Raw genomic sequence first — 19,620 nt, forward strand, 5'->3', positions numbered from 1 at the left:
GGGGTTTTATATCGAGCCCACTGTGAGTAAGTTAATCTTTCATTAACCCTGTATATTTACCTCCCGTTAAGAATTAAGAATTTTTTAAGGATTCCTAATATTTGGTTAATTATCCCGCCTTTTCACAGGCTGTGAAACATAAATTTTTCATTAATTTCGCACTGTGAAAAACCCGTGATAAGCGCGGGCGTGCGCTAAATTGTCCCGTTCATTAAGCCACCTACTACCACTGCTTCCTTTTATTATTTTATTATGTCATTGGAGCCCATATCCGGATAATACGGCAGACTTGACCCAGATAGTTGTGGCAGATATGACGATTGAACCTTCCCCGACCCTTAAGGCGCCGCTTCTCAAAGCCTTAAATGGCCAGACCCAAGCCATACCCCCGGTATGGTTTATGCGTCAGGCCGGACGCTACCTGCCAGAGTACAAAGCCCTACGCGCCACCACGCCTGATTTTATCTCATTCTGCCTCAATCCGGAGAAGGCGGCTGAGGCCACTTTGCAGCCGATTAGGCGCTTTGGATTCGATGCGGCGATTTTATTCTCCGACATTCTGGTCATTCCACAGGCCTTAGGTCAAAACGTAGCCTTTGAAGCCGGTGAGGGGCCGGTGCTTGGAGAACTACCCGCGTTAGAGGCCATGCGCGATCTGGCCGGGCAGGCGGGCATACACCTTAAAAATGTCGGTGAAACCCTGATGCGGGTGAGGTCAGCACTGGATGCTGATAAGACGACGCTGATCGGGTTTTGTGGCGGGCCGTGGACCGTCATGACCTACATGCTCAATGGTCGCAAAGCGCAGGATCGCACCCTGATCCGCGCCTTTGTCTATGACAATCCGGTCTATGTCGCGCAACTGATGGATATCGTTATCGAAGCCTCGGCCCATTACCTGAAGATGCAGGCCGATTCCGGTGCGCAGGTGTTGAAAATCTTTGAAAGCTGGGCGGAAGGTCTGCCCGATCCTTACTTTAACGAACTGATCATTGAGCCGCACAAAAAGCTGATCGCACGGGTGAGGGAACTTGGCGTGACCTTACCCATCATTGGTTTTCCGCGCGGGTCTGAGGTCCGGCTGTTTGATTACCTTGCAGCGGTCAATGTCGAGGCTCTGGCGCTTGGTACCGCCACGCCGCTGAAACTGGGTCGTGACTTACAAAAATTAAAACCAATCCAGGGCGCGCTCGATCCCGTAGTGTTAAGATCAGGCGGGCAGGCGCTCGATGCCGCGATCGACCGGTTACTTGAGGCATGGGGGCAGGGGCCTTACATCTTCAATCTGGGTCACGGTATCTTTCTGGATACGCCGATTGCCCATGTCGAAAATGCACTGAAACGGATCAGAGGCTGATGAAAAAAGTTGCGGTTTTATTGTTCAATCTGGGCGGACCTCTGGAATCAAAGGACGTCAAACCGTTTCTCTACAATCTGTTCAAAGACAAATATATCATCAGCTTGCCGTTTGGCTTGCGTCATTTCGTAGCGCGGATGATATCGACGACGCGCGAAAAACCGGCTCAGGCCAATTATAATTTCATGGGCGGCGGCTCACCGATACTGGCGCAAACCCAGGCGCAAGCAAACGCGCTGGCGGCGTATGCGGAAAAGACCATTAAGGGCGCTGAGGTTAAGACCTTTATTGGCATGCGTTACTGGCATCCGTTTGTTGAGGATACCGTCAAAGACATCGACGCGTGGGGGCCGGATGAGATTGTGCTTCTGCCGCTCTATCCGCAGTTTTCAAAGACCACGACTTTGTCGTCACTGTCGGCTTTCAAAAAAGCCTATAAGGGCCGCGCCAAGGTCACGGCGGTCTGTTGCTATCCGGAAAACGATTTTTTCATCAAGGCGCAGGTCGATCTGATCCGCGCCGCCATCAAGGATATCAAAAACCCGGATGGCTACCGGATTCTGTTTTCGGCGCATGGGTTACCAGAAAAAGTCATCCAGGAAGGTGATCCTTATCAGGCGCAGGTCGAAGCGACCGTGGCCAAGGTGATGGCTGAACTTAAAACCGATATCGACCATGTGATTTGTTACCAGAGCCGGGTAGGGCCATTGAAATGGATCGGACCGGCGACCGATGAGACTATCACTCAGACAGGTCAATCAGGCAAAAACATCGTTCTGGTGCCGATTGCCTTTGTGTCGGAACATATCGAAACCCTGGTTGAACTCGACATCGAATATAAGCATCTGGCTGATGTGGCCGGTGTTTCGTCCTATATCCGGGTGCCGGCAGTGGGCACGAACCCTGACTATATCCGCGCCTTGGGCGATCAGATTCTGAAAGCGCTGGCAACGACCGAGGCGGTCATCAGCGACCATGCCTGTGCAACCTGCCACAGCCACTGCCCGAAACTAAAGGCGGCTTAAGATGAACTACGATCTGTTTCGCGCCCTGCATATCCTGTCGGTGATCGCGTGGATGGCAGGGTTGTTATATCTGCCGCGGATATTCATCTATCACATTCATAACCAAGATAAGGCTGAGGTCGTTTCCGTCTTTCGGGTGATGGAGCGTAAACTGATAAAGCTGATTATGAACCCGGCTATGATTGCGGCGTGGATATTTGGGGCCGGCCTGATCTATATCGATTATAAGGCGAGGGGCCCGGAGTTTTTGACGCAGGCGTGGTTTCTGACTAAGATCGTAGGGATTATCGCCATCACCGGCTGGCATCATTATTTGACCGCTAAATTTAAAAAACTCGACCGTGGGGACAATATCGGTACCGAAAAATACTGGCGTATTGTCAACGAAGTGCCGTTTGTCATTGCCATCATTATGGTTCTGGCAGTGACTCTGGAGTTCGGAGCGTAATACTATTCTAATGGGGCGTGGGGCATTTTAGTTGCGCTACCGCCGCTCGGGCGGCCCCGTATGCTGCTTGAGCGCCAAACCCACAATTGACTTGACCGAAATTCAGCGTGGTGTAAGGGTTCCGCTCAAATTGAGTATGTATCGGGTTTTAATCTGATCCTCAAATCTTAAGACAGGCGCCACGGTTCTGCTGGTTGGCCTTTTCAAGAACAATTCATTCAAGGCGCTTCGCTATTAAGCGCCCTATATAAACCTTATGGGGTTCGCGTATCGCAGACAAACCGTCTGGGGTTATTCGCGGACGCCGCCATCGTGAGACCATGTCTATGCAAGACGAAAACGAATTTGAACCGACGCCTGAGCAAGAGGCCGAAGAGACCGAACTGGAACTTAACGGCGATGAGTCTGAAGGTGATGAGTCTGGGGACGGCACCGAAGAGATCGCCAATCCGCAGTCCATGTCGCTTCAGGAACTGAAGGAAAAATCCCCGGCGGATCTGCTGGCGTTCGCGGAAACGCTCGGTGTTGAAAACGCCAACAATATGCGCAAGCAGGACATGATGTTTGCCATCCTCAAGGTTCTGGCCGAAGAGGGTGTCGAAATCTCAGGTTCCGGCGTGATCGAAGTGCTCCAGGACGGGTTCGGTTTTCTGCGTTCGCCCGAAGCCAACTACCTGCCGGGCCCCGATGACATCTATGTCAGCCCGCAACAAATCCGCCGCTATGGTCTGCGCACCGGTGACACTATCGAAGGCCAGATCCGCAGCCCGCGTGAAGGTGAGCGCTATTTCGCGCTGCTTAAAGTCGCGACCATCAATTTCGAAGACCCCGAAGCCACCCGCCATAAGGTTCATTTCGATAACCTGACGCCGCTCTATCCTGATGAGCGCATGACCATGGAAATGGAAGATCCGACCATCCGGGATCGTTCCGGTCGTATCATCGATATAGTGGCGCCTCTTGGTAAGGGCCAGCGCTGTTTGATCGTGGCCCCGCCGCGGGTCGGTAAGACGATGATGCTGCAAAACATCGCCAAATCCATCGCCGCCAATCACCCTGAGTGTTATCTGATCGTTCTGCTGATCGATGAGCGTCCGGAAGAAGTGACCGACATGCAGCGCACCGTGCGCGGCGAAGTCATCGCTTCGACCTTTGATGAGCCGGCGACCCGCCACGTTCAGGTCGCCGAAATGGTGATCGAAAAGGCTAAGCGTCTGGTCGAACATAAGCGCGATGTGGTCATTCTGCTCGATTCCATCACCCGTCTGGGCCGTGCCTATAATACCGTTGTGCCATCGTCAGGTAAGGTGCTGACCGGCGGTGTTGACGCCAATGCTCTGCAACGTCCGAAGCGCTTTTTCGGGGCCGCGCGTAATATCGAGGAAGGCGGCTCTCTGACCATTATCGCGACCGCCCTGATCGATACCGGCTCACGCATGGACGAAGTTATCTTCGAAGAATTCAAGGGAACCGGTAACTCGGAAATCGTGCTCGATCGGAAAGTGGCCGACAAGCGCGTCTTCCCGGCGATGGATATTCTAAAGTCCGGTACCCGTAAGGAAGACCTGCTGACGCCGAAGGATGTGCTGCAAAAGACCTACGTTCTGCGCCGTATCCTGAACCCGATGGGCCCGCAGGATGCGATCGAGTTCTTAATCGACAAGCTGCGCCAGACAAAAACCAATGGCGAATTCTTCCAAAGCATGAATACCTGATGCGTTAGCATCAGGTTGTTTATGCGCTCAGAGGCCGCGCAGGCTCCTCGCAATAGCTCGGACGGGCGGTCGCCCTTGCCTGATCACAATAAGATTATCATTGTGATCAGGAAATTATGTTTTGCCTTTGTTGGGAGATAGAGATGAAAGTCACTGTAAACTGCGAATGTACACCTGAAGAAGCCCGCGCATTTTTGGGCTTGCCGGATGTAGCCCCGCTGAATGAGTTTCTGGTCGAACAAACCCGCGCCAGCTTTGAAAAGAATATCCACCAGATGCAGCCCGAAGAATTGCTTAAGACCTGGTCGGGTCTGGGCGTTCAGATGCAGGATAATTTCCTTAAGCTGTTTCAGATGTCTGCTTCGGCCGGTTTAAGCGGGTTTCCCAAAAAGTAGGTGTTTCACGTGAAACATACGATTTTTGCTCTGGCCAGCGCACAGGGCCGGGCGGGCGTGTCAGTTATCCGCATTTCTGGCCCGCAGGCGTTTGAGGTGGTCACGGCTCTACTGGGTCGTTTACCAAAGCCGCGTTTTGCCACTTATGGCGCGTTGACCTGGCAAGGCGACCTGATCGATAAAGCGCTGGTGCTGGTCTTTAAAGGCCCGAACAGTTTTACCGGTGAAGACTGTGCCGAACTTCATGTGCATGGTTCGCGGGCGGTTCTGGATCGGCTCTATCATATATTCAACGAGGTGGGTCTGCGTCACGCCGTGGCCGGTGAATTCTCCCGGCGGGCATTTGAAAACAACAAACTGGATCTGACCCAGGCCGAAGCTATTGCTGATCTGGTCGATGCGGAATCCGAAGCCCAGAGACAGCAGGCGCTGACGCAACTGGACGGCGGGTTGAAGGTTCAGTACCAGACCTGGCATGGTGATCTGCTAAAAATTCTGGCGCACATTGAGGCGCTGATCGATTTTCCGGACGAGGATATTCCGCAGCAACTGGCTGATCAGGTGCTGGGTGAAATCATCACCCTGAAGTCCGAAATCGGGCGAGCGATCAATGACTCGTGTAAGGGCCGCCAAATTCGCGAAGGCTTCCGCATCGCGATCTTAGGTAAACCCAATGCCGGAAAGTCGAGCTTGTTTAACGCGCTTCTGCAAACTGATGCGGCTATAGTGACACCCATTGCCGGCACAACGCGTGATGTTATTGAATCCCATATTCATATCGGTGCCTATAGCGCCCTGATCTATGATACGGCTGGCTTGCGTGAAACTGATGATGTGGTGGAATCCGAAGGCATCCGGCGCGCGCGCATCAGGGGAGAGCAGGCAGACCTGCGTATCTGGGTTATCGATAGTTCTGAACCACTTTCTGACCAACAGCCCGAGTTACAAAGCGGTGATTATCTGGTGTTGAACAAGGCCGATCGGTCACCGGCGGCAACACGCGATGCGATCAAGCAAACGCTCGTTGGGTTGGGCCTCAATATTTTTGAGACCGATCTGACAACCGAGCAGGGCGTGAAAGACATTCGGCAGTCGCTGGAAAGCCATCTGGAACAGGCCCTGTCCCTGTCGAGCTTCCCGGCAGCGACCCGCGAACGGCACTTTGAACGCCTACGGGATATCGACCTCAGTCTGGAGCGGGCCTTGGGGGTTGGGTTTCAGGTGCCTGAACTGATGGCCGAAGATATCCGCCAAGCCATGAGCGGATTTGATGCCCTTTATGGCCGCACAGATGTAGAGCAGGTACTGGACCATATTTTCTCAAATTTCTGTATCGGCAAATAAATTGGCCCGTGGTCATGTTTCACGTGAAACACTTCGTTAATGAAGATTATTGCCACCTTAACCTCTGAAGATTCGACGGACAGGCTCCTATCTGATATAGGCAGCGTCCATTCAGTCATTTGAAAGTTTGTACCGAACATGTCGCAATCCCCTTTGCGCTTTTGGGATGTCATTGTCGTCGGCGCAGGCCATGCAGGCTGCGAAGCGGCGGCCGCATCGGCGCGCATGGGTGCCAAAACCCTGCTGTTGACCCATCGCCTTGAAACCATCGGGGAAATGTCGTGCAATCCGGCGATTGGGGGTTTGGGCAAGGGCCATCTGGTGCGTGAGATCGACGCTATGGACGGGGTTATGGGCCGCATGGCCGACAAGGGCGGCATCCAGTTTAAGGTGCTGAACCGCTCCAAAGGGCCGGCGGTGCGCGGTCCACGGGCGCAAATCGACCGCAAACTTTACCGCGAGGCCATGCAGGCCGAACTGTTTGCCACTGAAAATCTCGACATCATAGCCGCGGCGGTCGAAGATCTGATCCTGAATGATGATCAGGTGGTGGGGGTTATCGATGCCAATGGCGGTGAATACCATGCCAAGGCGGTCGTGCTAACAACCGGCACCTTTCTACGCGGGATCATCCATATCGGCGAAAAGCGTATTTCTGCCGGCCGGTTTGGTGACCAGCCAGCCAACGGCCTCGGACAGAAGCTATATGATTTGAAACTGGATATGGGTCGCTTGAAAACCGGCACGCCCGCGCGTCTGGATGGGAAAACCATCAACTGGGACATCCTCGAAAAACAGGAAGGCGACACTCAAATCCAGCCGTTCTCGATGATGACGGCTAAGATTGACCGCCCGCAGATCACCTGCGGGATCACCTATACCAATGCCGTGACCCACCGGATCATCGAAGACCATCTGCATGAATCGGCGGTTTACGGCGGCTATCTGTCGGGCCGCGGGCCACGCTATTGCCCGTCGATTGAGGACAAGGTCGTGCGCTTTGCCGACAGGACTAGCCACCAGATTTTCCTGGAACCCGAAGGTTATGACGACGATACGGTCTATCCTAACGGCATTTCGACCTCGGTGTCTGAGGCCACTCAGGAAGCTTTTTTGCGGACGATTGTGGGGCTGGAAAATGTGGTTATTAAGCGCTACGCCTACGCCATTGAATATGACTATGTTGATCCGCGTGAACTTTATCAGACCTTGCAATTGAAAAAACTGCCGGGTTTGTTCCTGGCGGGACAGATTAACGGCACGACCGGATATGAGGAGGCGGGGGCGCAGGGGCTTATGGCCGGTATTAATGCAGCGGCGTTGGCGGGCGGTTATGCGCCCACGATCCTTGGGCGGGATGAAGCCTATATCGGCGTGATGATCGACGATCTGGTGACTAAGGGCGTGACGGAACCCTATCGTGTGTTTACCAGCCGAGCGGAGTTCCGCCTGAAGCTGCGGGCCGATAATGCCGATCAGCGTTTATCCGATATCGCGCTCAAAATCGGGATGATGGGTGAGGCGCGTAAAAGCCACTGGATGGCGAAAAAGGCTGAACTGGCGACGGTTCGGGTCAGAGCTGCTGAACTCAAACTGACGCCAAATGAAGCCCGTGCCCACGGCATTCAGGTCAATAGCGATGGCCAAAAACGCAATGTCATGCAGCTTTTGGCCTATGACACCTGTGACCGCGCAAAGCTGGAAGCCATCTGGCCAGAAATATGCGGCTGGGCCGATCACCTGTTTGAGCAGGTCGAAATCGACGCGCTATACGCCGGGTATCTGGGCCGTCAGGAAGCCGAGATCAATGCCTTCCGTAAGGATGAAAATCTCGAGCTGCCAGATGACCTCGACTACAATGCCATCGGCGCTCTGTCGAACGAGGCTCGCGAAAAGCTTAACCGTATCCGCCCAAAGACTGTTGGTCAGGCCGGCCGGATTGAGGGCATGACACCCGGAGCTTTGACGGCGCTGCTGTTCCATGTGCGTGGCCTGAAAGCCCGTGTTGCCTGATGAGTGACAGTGTACCTATGACGCCTGAACAGATGGTGTCGCATCTGGTGTTTCACGTGAAACATGAGGCCATCGCTGATCTTACCCGCTTTCAACAGGTATTGGCCGATAAGAACGAGGTCATGAATCTGGTTGGGCCTGCCACGGTGCCGCACTATTGGTCGCGGCATGTGCTCGATTCCGCCCAGTTACTCAACCACGCGCCGGAGGCTAAAGTCTGGGCTGATCTGGGCGCGGGGGCAGGGTTCCCCGGCGTGGTACTGGCCATACTTTTGAAGCACGCCGAACCGTCAGACATCAAACCACATGTCTATCTGATCGACAGCCTGACCAAGCGCTGCCTGTTCCTGAGCGATGTCGTGAAAATGCTTGATCTGCCCGCCACCGTTATCAACGACCGGGCTGAGAATATTAAGCTCAAAGTCGATGTGGTAACGGCCCGGGCCATGGCGCCTTTACCAAAACTGCTGGGCTTTGCTGAGGGCTTTTTTTCACGTGGTGCTGAAGGATGGTTTCTGAAAGGTGAAAATGTGGATAGCGAACTGATTGAGGCCGAAAAGGCTTGGCAATTCGCCTCAAACAAGTATTCATCTCTAAGCGACCCGCGCGGGCGTGTGGTGCATATCCGGAGTTTGAAACATGTCAGATAAGGCCATCCAAAAACCCCGGGTCCTTGCCATCGCCAACCAAAAAGGTGGCGTAGGCAAAACCACGACCGCGATTAATCTGGGTACAGCACTGGCCGCGGTGGGTGAACGCGTGCTGCTGATCGATCTCGACCCGCAGGGTAATGCCTCGACAGGCCTGGGTGTGCCCCGGTCTGCCCGCACCACCACCATCTATGACGTGATTGTTGATCAGCAACCGATCGGCGATATGGCGATTAAGACCCTGGTGCCGGGCCTCTATATCCTGCCGTCCGACCCCGATCTGTCAGGTGTTGAAATCGAACTGGGGCAGGCCGAGCGCCGATCCTATCGTTTGCGCGATGCTTTGGATCGCATGGCGGAATTCGAGATGCTCTATTCCTACGTGCTGATCGACTGCCCGCCGTCGCTTAACCTGTTGACCGTCAATGCCATGTCGGCGGCCGATGCGGTTCTGGTGCCGCTGCAATGTGAGTTTTTCGCGCTCGAAGGTCTGACGCAGTTGATGCGCACCATAGATCTGGTGCGTGGCAGCCTTAATCCCAAGCTTGAGATACAAGGGATTGTGCTGACCATGTATGATCGCCGTAATGCTCTGTCAGGGCAAGTGGCGCAAGATGTGCGTGGTCACTTCGGTGAAAAGGTCTATGAGACGGTTATTCCCCGTAATGTGCGGGTGTCTGAGGCGCCATCGTTCGGCAAACCGGCGCTGATTTATGACCTTAAATGTTCGGGCAGTCAGGCCTATCTAAAGCTGGCCAAAGAAGTGGTCACCCGTGAAAAACGCCGTAAGCGCCAACTGGCGGCCTAACCCAACTTTAATGGAATTGATATGTCAGAAAAACACAGGGGTTTGGGCCGGGGTTTGTCAGCGCTGTTGGGGGAAGCCGCAACACCCGTGCCGGTCACACCGCCGCAGGCTGAAACCAAATCGGCGGACGCACCGGTAGGGCCGGTTTCAATGAGCCTGGAGCAGCCGATTGAGTTGCTGAAACGCAATCCGGATCAGCCGCGTAAGGTTTTCAGTGACGCTGAAATCGACAGTCTGGCGGCATCGATACGTGAAAAAGGTGTTTTGCAGCCCATTCTGGTGCGCCCGATTGCAGGGACGAATGAGTTTCAGATCATCGCCGGTGAGCGCCGTTGGCGGGCCGCCCAAAAAGCGGGCTTGCGCAATGTGCCGGTGCTGGTGCGGGATCTGGATGATCTTGAGGTGCTGGAAATCGGCATTATCGAAAACGTCCAGCGCGAAGACCTGAACGCTATCGAAGAAGCCAAGGCCTATAAGGTGCTGATGGAACGCTTTGGGCGCACGCAGGATGCGGTGGCGCAGGTGGTGTCCAAGAGCCGCTCGCACATCGCCAATATGTTGCGTCTGTTGAACCTGCCCGAAAGTGTGCAGGATCATGTTCTCGAAGGCCGTTTGTCCGCCGGTCATGCGCGCGCCATTGCCACCGCATCCGATCCGGCAGTCTTGGCTGAACTGATCATCGAAAAGGGCCTGTCGGTGCGTCAGGCTGAGGTTCTGGCTCGACAGCAAGGGCAGGGCACGACGTCTAAAACCTCAAAACCTCGGCATTGGGACGATCCGGACACCAAGGCCTTGCAGCAGGATTTGCAGGATGTTCTGGGCCTTAAGGTGCGGCTGGACGATAAGGGCGGTAAGGGCGAGTTGCGCCTGAGCTATGCGTCGCTGGAGCAGCTTGATGAGGTCTGCCGCCGCCTGATGAAGATGTCGTGAAAAAGAACCTCCCCTGATTTCAGCGGAGGAGGTGGCCCGCAGGGCCGGAGGTGGGGTTAATGCTTCTGATAGTTTACCCCCTCTTTCATTTGAGATATCAAATGAAAGCTCCCCCTGCAACAGGGGGAGTTCTTAGAGTCCAAGCCGCTTGGCGCGTCCGGCTATGCTCATATAGAGCCGCTCAGAGATCAGCAGATCGGGCATACCCGTCGATTTACAGGCCTTGTCGGTTTCAATCAGTTCGCGGGCGATAGGGTCAAGCACATCTTCGCGCCACGACCTGACCTGACGCAAGAATTCGGCTTCCTGTTTCCAGAAAACCCCGGCCGATTTCGCGGCTTCTTTCGCGCCAATGCCTTGCCCGATCAGAGTCTGGATCAGGCGGATTTTAGCAAAATGGCCGCTGAGCGCGCGCACGGCATCAGTACCGGCTTCGCCTTCGGCAAAGGCCCGGCGCAGGGCCGCCTGTGCGGGTTTCATCTTGCCGCCAAAGGCATCCTGAGCCGCCTGAAACAGCGACGCTTCGGGCTCTACACCTAAGAAATCCTCTAAGGTCTTGGCATCCAGCGTGCGCTTTGAGCCCGGCCCTATAAACAGGCACAGACGCTCAATCTCCTGACGGGCAACACCGCGCTCACGCGGCAGGCGGGCCACAAAGATGTCGAGCGCTTCGGGGCTGAGGCTGACCTCGTTTTGCTGCAGGGTTTCGCGGGTCATACGCGCCACATCGCCAGCTTCGTCTTCGTAACAGGCGATGGAGGCGACGTGTTTATCGTTATCGGCCTGCCGGCGCAGGGCGGAATCCGTGCCCAATCCGCCGGCCTCAATCAGGAAAAAGGCGTCGGGGTTAAACTCACCGGCGGCATGGGCCTTGAGACTGGCGGCAATGGCCTTATCGAGCGTAGCCTTTTCCGAACTGAACTTAATGCGCACCAGACGCCGCCCGCCCATCAGCGACTGCGCCGTCAGTTCGTCATCAAGACGCGCCGGATCATGGTCGATATCGCTGTCGGTCAGGATAGAGACGTTGAACGGGTCTTTGGGATCAGCCACGATCTTTGAGGCCAGCAGATTGGCGCGTTCTAAAACCTGCCCGCGATCCTTACCATAGATCAGGCAGGCATTGATCGGCGCTTGCGGCTTGGCCAGGAAGGCTTCGATTTCAGGACGTTTAACCAGCTTCATAAGCGGATATTCCGCTTACTTTTTATTGTGGAAATAGAGCGCCAGATCGGCCTGAATCTTTTGCGAAATGCCGACGGCGGCGCGCTCTTGTCCGTCCTGCTGTGACGCCATAGACGCATATGGGCTTTCGGCGGCGTCATAGGTGGTGGCGTCGACAAAATTCGATTTATAAACCACTTGCCGGGTCGTCAGATCCGTCAGGCTATAGGCCACGGCGTTCGAGATCTCGTAGCGCGACGCCGTATCATCAAGCCCCAGACCGACCCCGAAACGACGCTCGGTCAGGGTGACCTCCAACTTATAGCGCTTGGCAGCCTTGGCATCTTCGAGCAAGCCCTTGGACAGATCCTGTTTCAGGAAATAGCCGGTGCGGGTATCGGGGACAACAATATCGACTTGCGACAATGTGGTCACCAGACCACGATCGGCATAGAGCGGCTGAAACCCGCAGGCGCTTAAGAGAGCACCGGTGCCTATAAGGGCGGTGCCGATCAGTACAGCTTTAGCGGGCTTTATCATGACCTGTTATCCTACGACAAAGTTCAGGATGCGGTTCGGCACCACCACGACCTTACGGATCGTAACGCCTTCAAGATGTCGCTTAACGGCTTCATCTTCAAGCGCCAATGTGCGGATTTCTTCTTCGGTCGCTCCAAGCCTGACCAGAAGCTCGCCGCGCTTCTTACCGTTGACCTGAACCGGCAGGGTGTAAACATCGTCCTGCGCCAGGGCCGGATCGAACTTCGGCCAGGCGGCGTCAACGATCAGTCCGTCGTGGCCCAGGCGTGTCCAGCATTCTTCGGCCAGATGCGGTGTCACCGGGGCGATCAGTCCAGCGAGGATCGTGAGGGCTTCACGGCGGGCCTCGGTGCCGGTCTCATTGACATCAGAATTGCGCAAAACATTAACAAATTCATATAGTTTTGCGATAGCCGAGTTAAAGCGGAACGACTCAAAACCGTCTGTGACGAATTTGGCGGCCTTATGTGCGGCCTTGCGAATTTCCTGCGCGGCAGTCTCGTTTTTTGCGGTAATATGTTCCGCCGGAAAACTGTCAACCTGATCCCAAACGCGCGAGGTGAAGCGCCACGACCCTTCGACGCCCGACGCCGTCCATTGCACGTCGCGCTCAGGCGGCGAATCCGACAAAACGAACAGACGCGCGGCATCGACGCCGTAGGTATCGAAAATGTCTTCGGGAGCGACGACATTCTTTTTCGACTTTGACATTTTTTCAATGTCGCCGATTTTAAGCGTTTCACCGGTCGAGAGTTTAATGGCGGTGCGTTTATTGCCTTCAGCCGTCAACTCGACATCAGCCGGTTCGACCCAGTCACCGGAAGCGGTCTTATAGGTCTCATGGGTCAGCATGCCTTGGGTGAACAGGCCGGCAAACGGCTCCTTCACATCCAGATAGCCACAGGTATTGAGCGCTCGCGTAATAAAGCGCGAATAGAGCAGGTGCAGGATGGCGTGCTCGATGCCACCGATATACTGATCAACCGGCAGCCAGTAATCCGCTGCGGCCTTATCGATCGGTGCTAAAGCCTTCGGATCGGTAAAGCGGGCGAAATACCATGACGAGTCGACAAAGGTATCAAGCGTGTCGGTTTCGCGGCGCGCATCCTTTTGGCAGTGCGGGCATTTAACGTGCTTCCAGGTCGGGTGACGATCCAGCGGATTACCGGGCACATCAAAGGTTACGTCTTCGGGCAGGGTCACTGGCAATTGATCGTCCGGCACCGGCACGACGCCGCAGTCATCGCAGTGAATGACCGGGATCGGGCAACCCCAATAGCGCTGACGCGATACGCCCCAGTCACGCAAGCGATAGACGGTCGCCCCGCGGCCCAGATGCTTGGCCTCAATGGCGGCAATCGCGGTTTCCTTGGCCGTTTCGATATCCAGTCCGTCGAGGAAGCCGGAGTTAAAGATCGTGCCGGGGCCAGTATAGGCCTCTGTACCGACCTTAAACACGTCGGGGTTTTCACCGTGTGGCAGGACAACCTCAATCACCGGCAAGTCGTATTTGCGGGCGAAATCGAGATCGCGCTGATCATGGGCGGGGCAGCCGAAAATGGCGCCGGTGCCGTAGTCCATCAGGACGAAATTGGCGATCCAGATATCGAGTGTCTTATGGGCATCGAACGGATGCACAACCTTTAGGCCGGTATTGAACCCAAGCTTTTCGCCGGTATCAATCTCTTCCTGAGTGGTGCCGCCGCGTTTGACGGTTTCCAGAAATGCCGTCAATTCAGGCGTTTGCGGAAGGGTCTTGACCAGCGGATGATCGGCGGCCACGGCCACAAAGCCCGCGCCATAAAGCGTATCCGGTCGGGTGGTATAGACCTCAAGGCCGGTTTCAAACAGGTCGGTGCGCGGCTCAGCAAACTGAAACTTAAAGCGCAAACCCTTGGAACGGCCGATCCAGTTGGCCTGCATCAGGCGCACCTTATCCGGCCAGCGGTCGAGTGTTTCCAGCCCTTCGGTCAGGTCATCGGCATATTGGGTGATCTTGAGGAACCACTGGGTCAGCTTTTTCTTTTCGACGACCGCACCGGAGCGCCAGCCCTTACCGTCGATGACCTGCTCATTGGCCAGCACAGTATTATCAACCGGGTCCCAGTTGACGACGCTTTCCTTACGATAGACCAGTTCGTGTTTCAGCAGGTCAAGAAACCACTTTTGCTGCTTACCGTAATAGGCGGCATCACAGGTCGCAAATTCGCGCGTCCAGTCAATCGACAGGCCTAAGCGTTGCAACTGCGCGCGCATGGCGGCGATATTGTCGTATGTCCAGCCCTTGGGGTGGATGCCGCGTTCCATAGCCGCGTTTTCCGCCGGCATCCCAAACGCATCCCAGCCCATCGGGTGCAGCACGTTAAAGCCGCGTGCACGCTTATAACGGGCGACAAGGTCACCCATCGCGTAGTTGCGCACATGGCCCATGTGAATCCGGCCCGAAGGATAGGGAAACATTTCAAGGACATAATATTTGTCCTTGCCCTTAGCGTCTTCGGGGGTGCGTGTCAGGAACACGCCTTCATCATCCCATCTTTGACGCTGACGGGGTTCGGACTCTTTGGGATTATAACGTGACATTAAACCGGTGGGTTTTGGGAAGTTAAGGCTTAAAAAGCGGTCTGGTTATTACTTATTGACGTTGGACAGACGCAACTGACGGGCACGGGTCAGGATGGCGTTTTCCACGTCGATTTCAGTCTGGGCCGATACCGCTGAGTCAATCCAGCCGCCATTTTGCATGACCTGCTTATTGACCGTGACGTTGAGCGCGTCGGCGCGCAGACGCGAGTCCAGAATATAGACCGTGGTCTTGAAACGCTCATCGGGCTTTTCAGGATTAGCGTACCAATCAGAAATGATCACGCCGCCCCACGGATCGGCCGAGGCCAGAGGCATAAAGGAAATGGTATCGAGCGACGCGCGCCACAGATAGGCATTCACCCCGATGCTGGCTTCGGTTGTGTTGGTCGAAGTTTGGCTGTTGCCACTGAACAGGCCCAGAAAGCCCTTGCTCTCGGACCCTGTAGCCACAGGTGCGGTGTCATCCTTTTTGGCGAAGGTCGAACAGGCGCTCAAGGAAAGCAGGGATAACGCGGTAAAACCAAACACTGCGCTACGAATAATGGTCATCTGAAGGATCACTCCGCATTAGTCTTTTTAGGATGATCACCCTTATCGTCGCGAAACTGGACTTAAGTGTGTCAAGATTATTAACCGCATTAAATGGCTGCTAAAACGTCATTTGGCAACCGTTGAGCGTTCTATAGCATGGCGATGCGGGGGTCTGACAAGCGTTTCGTGAACTTAAACTCAGATCAGAACGGTTAAGCTCGGTTAGCCATAAGGCGTTGCTAAAGTAACACATTGTCTGAGCGAATCCGGCATAGCCGGTTTGACTCTTCGTGATTGGCTTGACCACTGATATGATCAGACTTAATTGATTTTTGACATATATCCGTCGCAAAATCTGACTAAGGGTGACTTTAGCCTGGTACGGACGATATTCAGGTCGTGTAGCGCGTTCTAACGAGTATAAAAGATGAAACGGTTCGGGCAAATATTGGCAGGAGTTGCAGTGCTGGCGCTGGCTGGTACGGCTATGCCTGCGCTTGCTCAGGGTAAATCCGCAAAACCGTCCGCATCTACTCAGGTGGCTGGACTCTCTGAGTCCACTCTGGCGCTGGCCTCCAACGTGACGGCTGAGCCCGCTGTCAGTCCGGCATCGAATTTCAACAAACCTCAATCCAAGTCGATCCAGCTCAACGGCCGTGGCCGCTGGGGCGTGCAGGTCGATGTCAGCGAGCAACCGGTTCGTCCATCCGGCTGGAATGATGTCGAAGCCGGGGCCTTTTATAAGGTGAACCCCAAGCTGCGTGTGGGCGGATCAGTGGGCTTTGGTGAAAAAACCAACGCCTTGAAGCCAGTGACCAAGCAGCAGCAGGAGTCTGAGGACAAACCGCGCGTCCGTCTGGAAACCCGTTTTAAATTCTAAGCGTTTTACGACTTAAACCCTCATCTCATCTTCGATCATAAACGCATCGACGGCGCCCAGGCCGCGTAAGCCCGTGCCCATTAACGCGTCAACCGTATCCACGCCGATACCGCCCAGACCATAAACCGGCACAGGCGACAGCTCGCAAAAGGCCTTAACCCCCTTGGCACCTAAAGGCTCAGCTCCGTTGGCCGACGGACTGTTTGACGCGAATACTGGCGAAATAAACACAGCATCGAGCGCATTAATCCCGTCGTTGTTCAGAGTAGCCAAGCTATGACAGGCGGCGGTGATGTAAAGCTGTGGATGCAGGCGACGTATGTCTGTCGCGGCCTCCAGGTTACGTTCCGGCAAATGCACGCCGTCGGCACCGACCTCCAGAGCCAGATCGACATCGTTGCCGATGAAAAGTTTCAACCTGCGCTGCTCGGCTATGCTTCTAAGCACACGGGCGTGGGCAGAGGCATGTTTGTCGCCAAAGCTGCGATAGATAATGCCGCAATTTTCGGGCAGGAGGCTGGCGACATCTTCCGGGTGCGGAGTACGCTCAGGGTCGGTGAAAAAGAACAGTGGCGGCAGATCCGCCGCAGGTTCATGACCCTGAATCTGCGGGGCATGGCCATTGAGATGTATCAGGGGGCTGGACATATGCGCACTTCGGGCTATGTCTTTGGCCTTATTCATCAGGAATGCAAAACGGGTTTTGTAGGTCATGGTCATCAGCACCCAGCCGGCGGCATCGGCCGTCGCTTACGGCCGCATTGTAGCGCAAATGTCGAAGGCCTTAAAGCTTGCTGCTCGCCCGTCAGGGGCTGCGCGCTTGACCGCCGTGTCTAAAAACCAGCCCTGGGAGGTGATTGAGCCGGTATTATTGGCGGGCCACCGTACCTTTGGCGAGAACCGTGTGCAGGAGGCCATTGAGCGGTGGGAGCCGGTGCGGGACGATGTTTATGCTGATTTAGATCTGCGCCTGATCGGGCCGTTGCAGTCCAATAAGGCCGAAGAGGCCGTCGCCTTTTTCGATGTGATCGAAACCGTCGATCGTGAAAAAATCGCGCGCGCTATTGCTGATGCGGTGCAAAAAAAAGGCCGCTGCCCGCGGTTATTCATTCAGGTCAATATCGGCGAAGAGCCTCAAAAAGCAGGGATTTTACCCTCAGAGGCCGATCAGTTCCTGCACAATTGCCGCAGCATTTTCGGGTTAAAGATTGAGGGGCTGATGTGTATCCCGCCGGTTGATGGCCCCAAGGGGCCGTACTATGCCCTGATGCAAAAAATTGCCGCCCGCAACGGGATCGGCCACCTGTCCTATGGCATGAGTGACGATTTCGAAGTCGCGTTACGGTTTGGATCGAACGAAATTCGGGTCGGCACGGCTATTTTTGGCCATCGCTAGTCAGTACACGCAATACTCACGCAGATTTGATCTCAATTGCGCTGTCCGGTTCGGCCAGTTCCAGAAGCGTCAGAACATCTTCGATTTTCATCGCCACACAACCCTCCGTGCCGACATAACCCGCGCGCGCGACGTGGGCAAAGATGGCTGACCCATGCCCCGGCACGACCGGATCATCGTTATAGCCGAGCACGATAATGACATCATAGACATGGTCTTCGCGCCAAAGGCTTTCCGTGCGCGCCTTATAGGGCAGTTTGACCGGCTGGTTGTAGGCCTCATCCGCCGCATCGTCGCACCAGCCGTCATCGGGCGTGAGCGCCACAAGCGGAAGCACGGTCTTCGGCGGTGCGATCCGGTCGGGGCGATAATATACAAACCTTATTGGCCAGACCCCCAGCGGAGAGCGTAAATCGCCCTCTCTTTTCTGATCCGCGGCAATAACGCCCTCTTTCCCCAGCGCGCAACGCACCCTATGTTGGTTTAGAGAGACCTCTCCGCGGTTTTGCTCTGGTATATCATGGGCGGTTGCGGTAAAAATCTTGACCATTTCGTCACTATTGTTGGCAAAACTCAAAGAAAAATAAGTTACAGGAATATGGTGCAACAAAAAACCCTGCTTATAGTTGATGACGACGATGAACTGCGCGAAGCTCTGGCTGAACAGCTTGAGCTGCACGAAGAGTTCAAAGTGACCCAGGCCAATAACGGCACCGAAGGCATTCGGTTGGGTAAGACGATCAATGCCGATATCATTTTGCTGGATGTCGATCTGCCGGATATGGACGGGCGCGAAGCTTGCCGCCTGCTGCGCAAATCGGGCCTGACCACGCCGGTGATCATGCTGACCGGGCAGGCCTCAGATTCCGATCAGATTTTGGGGCTGGACGCGGGCGCCAATGACTATGTGACCAAGCCGTTCCGGTTTGCAGTGCTTTTGGCCCGCATTCGTGCGCAGGTCCGCAGCCACGAAACGTCAGAGGACGCCACCTTCCGCATCGGGCCGTATGAGTTCAAACCGGCGCTGAAGCTGCTGATCGATCAGGCCCAGAAAAAAGTGCGCCTGACCGAGAAAGAAACCAACATCCTCAAATATCTCTATCGGGCGGGCGGCAAACCGATTACGCGCGAAGAACTGCTGACCGAGGTCTGGGGCTATAATGCCGGCGTCACCACCCACACGCTTGAAACCCACGTCTATCGCTTGCGTCAGAAGATCGAACCCGATCCGGCCAATGCGCGGCTGCTGATGACCGACGCGGGCGGGTATAGGTTGCAGTTTTAATATCTCCGTTCAAAGTCCCTCTCTGCGCTTAGCGTACTTTGAACGGTAAAAGATAATCCCGCAGGTCAAAGCCTGCGGGATTTTTTGTGGCTATTCTTCTGTTTGGGCTTCCTGAAACGCCTTATCGCCCGCTTCGTCCATGACGTACCAGACGAACCAGGTGGCGTCTTCGATTTTGCCGCCGCTGGCCAGATAAGGCTCGACGTGGGCGGGGAAGGCTTCACGGATTTGCTGATGAAAATCAAAGTGCTGTTGCAGGTCGGTCATTTCCTGATGGGATAGCTCAGCCGCCATGCGTACGCGCACGTCCCACGGCAGGTCAGGTGGCACCATTGCGGCCGGATCAGCGTCAACCCAGTCACATTCGCCAATACATCCCGGAATACGGATCTGAAGCTGGCCGCCAAGGTTCAGAAAACCGGCATCGGCCACGGCCTTGATGACTTCGGGGATGTCTTTGACCCGCCAGGCATATTCACCATGCTGAAAATCAGCCTTGGCTAAGATATGGGCAGGCAATTGGGCTTCTAACGGGGTCGTTTCAGTCATTGTG

General features: G+C 55.1%; 20 protein-coding genes. 13 read left to right on the forward strand and 7 right to left on the reverse strand.

From position 1 onward, the window contains the following. The first annotated feature begins 313 nt into the window (after positions 1 to 313). From hemE to PQU98_RS11665, 10 genes are all read left to right on the forward strand, one after another. On the forward strand, positions 314 to 1,357 hold the full coding sequence (gene hemE / locus PQU98_RS11620) for a uroporphyrinogen decarboxylase (RefSeq protein ID WP_272745108.1): 1,044 nt from the start codon (positions 314 to 316) through the stop codon (positions 1,355 to 1,357). Continuing rightward, positions 1,354 to 2,382 carry a ferrochelatase gene (hemH, locus tag PQU98_RS11625; protein ID WP_438263876.1) on the forward strand — a complete coding sequence of 343 codons (1,029 nt, stop codon included), beginning with the start codon at positions 1,354 to 1,356 and terminating at the stop codon, positions 2,380 to 2,382. Before hemE ends, hemH begins: the two co-directional genes overlap by 4 nt. Before the next feature lies 1 nt (position 2,383). Then, on the forward strand, positions 2,384 to 2,830 hold the full coding sequence (locus tag PQU98_RS11630; protein ID WP_272745110.1) for a CopD family protein: 447 nt from the start codon (positions 2,384 to 2,386) through the stop codon (positions 2,828 to 2,830). A 320-nt stretch (positions 2,831 to 3,150) separates the two neighbouring features. After that, the gene (rho, locus tag PQU98_RS11635) at positions 3,151 to 4,545 is read left to right on the forward strand and encodes a transcription termination factor Rho (RefSeq protein WP_368408154.1); all 1,395 of its coding nucleotides are present in this window, start codon (positions 3,151 to 3,153) and stop codon (positions 4,543 to 4,545) included. 143 nt (positions 4,546 to 4,688) lie between these two features. Then, a complete protein-coding gene (locus PQU98_RS11640) occupies positions 4,689 to 4,940 on the forward strand; it encodes a DUF6489 family protein (protein ID WP_272745111.1) in 252 nt (83 codons plus the stop codon). 9 nt (positions 4,941 to 4,949) lie between these two features. Next, a complete protein-coding gene (mnmE, locus tag PQU98_RS11645) occupies positions 4,950 to 6,284 on the forward strand; it encodes a tRNA uridine-5-carboxymethylaminomethyl(34) synthesis GTPase MnmE (RefSeq protein WP_272745112.1) in 1,335 nt (444 codons plus the stop codon). Positions 6,285 to 6,422: 138 nt separating this feature from the next. Next, complete coding sequence (gene mnmG / locus PQU98_RS11650) at positions 6,423 to 8,297, forward strand: tRNA uridine-5-carboxymethylaminomethyl(34) synthesis enzyme MnmG (RefSeq protein WP_272745113.1); 1,875 nt, start codon at positions 6,423 to 6,425, stop codon at positions 8,295 to 8,297. A 17-nt stretch (positions 8,298 to 8,314) separates the two neighbouring features. After that, positions 8,315 to 8,947, forward strand: a complete 633-nt coding sequence (gene rsmG / locus PQU98_RS11655; protein WP_272745114.1) for a 16S rRNA (guanine(527)-N(7))-methyltransferase RsmG — start codon at positions 8,315 to 8,317, stop codon at positions 8,945 to 8,947. Further along, the gene (locus tag PQU98_RS11660; RefSeq protein ID WP_267524687.1) at positions 8,937 to 9,755 is read left to right on the forward strand and encodes a ParA family protein; all 819 of its coding nucleotides are present in this window, start codon (positions 8,937 to 8,939) and stop codon (positions 9,753 to 9,755) included. The genes rsmG and PQU98_RS11660 overlap by 11 nt, the downstream gene beginning before the upstream one ends. Positions 9,756 to 9,776: 21 nt before the next feature. Continuing rightward, positions 9,777 to 10,685: a ParB/RepB/Spo0J family partition protein gene (locus PQU98_RS11665; RefSeq protein WP_272745115.1), complete on the forward strand. Its 909-nt coding sequence runs from the start codon at positions 9,777 to 9,779 to the stop codon at positions 10,683 to 10,685. A 132-nt stretch (positions 10,686 to 10,817) separates the two neighbouring features. On the opposite strand, the gene holA is transcribed toward PQU98_RS11665, so the two are convergent. From holA to PQU98_RS11685, 4 genes are read right to left on the reverse strand one after another with little or no spacing between them, the layout of a single operon-like run. Beyond that, entirely contained in the window at positions 10,818 to 11,870 is a 1,053-nt protein-coding gene (gene holA, locus PQU98_RS11670) for a DNA polymerase III subunit delta (protein WP_272745116.1), read from the reverse strand. A 15-nt stretch (positions 11,871 to 11,885) separates the two neighbouring features. Beyond that, on the reverse strand, positions 11,886 to 12,389 hold the full coding sequence (locus tag PQU98_RS11675) for a hypothetical protein (protein ID WP_272745117.1): 504 nt from the start codon (positions 12,387 to 12,389) through the stop codon (positions 11,886 to 11,888). Positions 12,390 to 12,395: 6 nt separating this feature from the next. Next, complete coding sequence (gene leuS / locus PQU98_RS11680; protein WP_272745118.1) at positions 12,396 to 14,972, reverse strand: leucine--tRNA ligase; 2,577 nt, start codon at positions 14,970 to 14,972, stop codon at positions 12,396 to 12,398. A gap of 48 nt (positions 14,973 to 15,020) precedes the next feature. After that, entirely contained in the window at positions 15,021 to 15,524 is a 504-nt protein-coding gene (locus PQU98_RS11685; protein ID WP_272745119.1) for a DUF3576 domain-containing protein, read from the reverse strand. Between the two features lie 409 nt (positions 15,525 to 15,933). Here PQU98_RS11685 and PQU98_RS11690 point away from each other — a divergent pair, with 409 nt between their 5' ends. After that, the gene (locus PQU98_RS11690) at positions 15,934 to 16,386 is read left to right on the forward strand and encodes an NtrZ family periplasmic regulatory protein (protein WP_272745120.1); all 453 of its coding nucleotides are present in this window, start codon (positions 15,934 to 15,936) and stop codon (positions 16,384 to 16,386) included. A gap of 12 nt (positions 16,387 to 16,398) precedes the next feature. Here the strand turns inward: PQU98_RS11690 and PQU98_RS11695 are convergent, their stop codons facing one another. Continuing rightward, complete coding sequence (locus PQU98_RS11695; RefSeq protein ID WP_272745121.1) at positions 16,399 to 17,100, reverse strand: thiamine phosphate synthase; 702 nt, start codon at positions 17,098 to 17,100, stop codon at positions 16,399 to 16,401. Here PQU98_RS11695 and PQU98_RS11700 point away from each other — a divergent pair. After that, on the forward strand, positions 17,099 to 17,782 hold the full coding sequence (locus tag PQU98_RS11700; protein ID WP_272745122.1) for a YggS family pyridoxal phosphate-dependent enzyme: 684 nt from the start codon (positions 17,099 to 17,101) through the stop codon (positions 17,780 to 17,782). The two genes, PQU98_RS11695 and PQU98_RS11700, sit on opposite strands and share 2 nt — an antisense overlap. A gap of 16 nt (positions 17,783 to 17,798) precedes the next feature. Here PQU98_RS11700 and PQU98_RS11705 read toward each other — a convergent pair whose 3' ends face one another. Then, positions 17,799 to 18,332: a L,D-transpeptidase family protein gene (locus tag PQU98_RS11705; protein ID WP_272745123.1), complete on the reverse strand. Its 534-nt coding sequence runs from the start codon at positions 18,330 to 18,332 to the stop codon at positions 17,799 to 17,801. A 48-nt stretch (positions 18,333 to 18,380) separates the two neighbouring features. Here PQU98_RS11705 and PQU98_RS11710 point away from each other — a divergent pair, with 48 nt between their 5' ends. Beyond that, positions 18,381 to 19,067 (forward strand): response regulator transcription factor, encoded by a 687-nt coding sequence (locus tag PQU98_RS11710; protein ID WP_272745124.1) that lies wholly within the window; start codon positions 18,381 to 18,383, stop codon positions 19,065 to 19,067. Between the two features lie 90 nt (positions 19,068 to 19,157). Here PQU98_RS11710 and PQU98_RS11715 read toward each other — a convergent pair whose 3' ends face one another. Next, positions 19,158 to 19,616 carry a hypothetical protein gene (locus tag PQU98_RS11715; RefSeq protein WP_272745125.1) on the reverse strand — a complete coding sequence of 153 codons (459 nt, stop codon included), beginning with the start codon at positions 19,614 to 19,616 and terminating at the stop codon, positions 19,158 to 19,160. Positions 19,617 to 19,620: the final 4 nt, after the last annotated feature.

Source organism: Asticcacaulis machinosus (assembly GCF_028550435.1).
GTDB lineage: Bacteria > Pseudomonadota > Alphaproteobacteria > Caulobacterales > Caulobacteraceae > Asticcacaulis > Asticcacaulis machinosus.

Bases quoted from the DNA above. Each gene is read 5' to 3' on its own strand.
- PQU98_RS11665 (WP_272745115.1), top strand. From the start codon at position 9,777: ATGTCAGAAAAACACAGGGGTTTGGGCCGGGGTTTGTCAGCGCTGTTG.
- rho (WP_368408154.1), top strand. From the start codon at position 3,151: ATGTCTATGCAAGACGAAAACGAATTTGAACCGACGCCTGAGCAAGAG.
- leuS (WP_272745118.1), bottom strand. From the start codon at position 14,972: ATGTCACGTTATAATCCCAAAGAGTCCGAACCCCGTCAGCGTCAAAGA.
- PQU98_RS11640 (WP_272745111.1), top strand. From the start codon at position 4,689: ATGAAAGTCACTGTAAACTGCGAATGTACACCTGAAGAAGCCCGCGCA.
- rsmG (WP_272745114.1), top strand. From the start codon at position 8,315: ATGACGCCTGAACAGATGGTGTCGCATCTGGTGTTTCACGTGAAACAT.
- PQU98_RS11675 (WP_272745117.1), bottom strand. From the start codon at position 12,389: ATGATAAAGCCCGCTAAAGCTGTACTGATCGGCACCGCCCTTATAGGC.
- PQU98_RS11705 (WP_272745123.1), bottom strand. From the start codon at position 18,332: ATGGTCAAGATTTTTACCGCAACCGCCCATGATATACCAGAGCAAAAC.
- PQU98_RS11660 (WP_267524687.1), top strand. From the start codon at position 8,937: ATGTCAGATAAGGCCATCCAAAAACCCCGGGTCCTTGCCATCGCCAAC.
- PQU98_RS11715 (WP_272745125.1), bottom strand. From the start codon at position 19,616: ATGACTGAAACGACCCCGTTAGAAGCCCAATTGCCTGCCCATATCTTA.
- holA (WP_272745116.1), bottom strand. From the start codon at position 11,870: ATGAAGCTGGTTAAACGTCCTGAAATCGAAGCCTTCCTGGCCAAGCCG.
- PQU98_RS11685 (WP_272745119.1), bottom strand. From the start codon at position 15,524: ATGACCATTATTCGTAGCGCAGTGTTTGGTTTTACCGCGTTATCCCTG.
- mnmG (WP_272745113.1), top strand. From the start codon at position 6,423: ATGTCGCAATCCCCTTTGCGCTTTTGGGATGTCATTGTCGTCGGCGCA.
- PQU98_RS11700 (WP_272745122.1), top strand. From the start codon at position 17,099: ATGGTCATCAGCACCCAGCCGGCGGCATCGGCCGTCGCTTACGGCCGC.
- PQU98_RS11630 (WP_272745110.1), top strand. From the start codon at position 2,384: ATGAACTACGATCTGTTTCGCGCCCTGCATATCCTGTCGGTGATCGCG.
- PQU98_RS11710 (WP_272745124.1), top strand. From the start codon at position 18,381: ATGGTGCAACAAAAAACCCTGCTTATAGTTGATGACGACGATGAACTG.
- PQU98_RS11690 (WP_272745120.1), top strand. From the start codon at position 15,934: ATGAAACGGTTCGGGCAAATATTGGCAGGAGTTGCAGTGCTGGCGCTG.
- hemE (WP_272745108.1), top strand. From the start codon at position 314: ATGACGATTGAACCTTCCCCGACCCTTAAGGCGCCGCTTCTCAAAGCC.
- PQU98_RS11695 (WP_272745121.1), bottom strand. From the start codon at position 17,100: ATGACCTACAAAACCCGTTTTGCATTCCTGATGAATAAGGCCAAAGAC.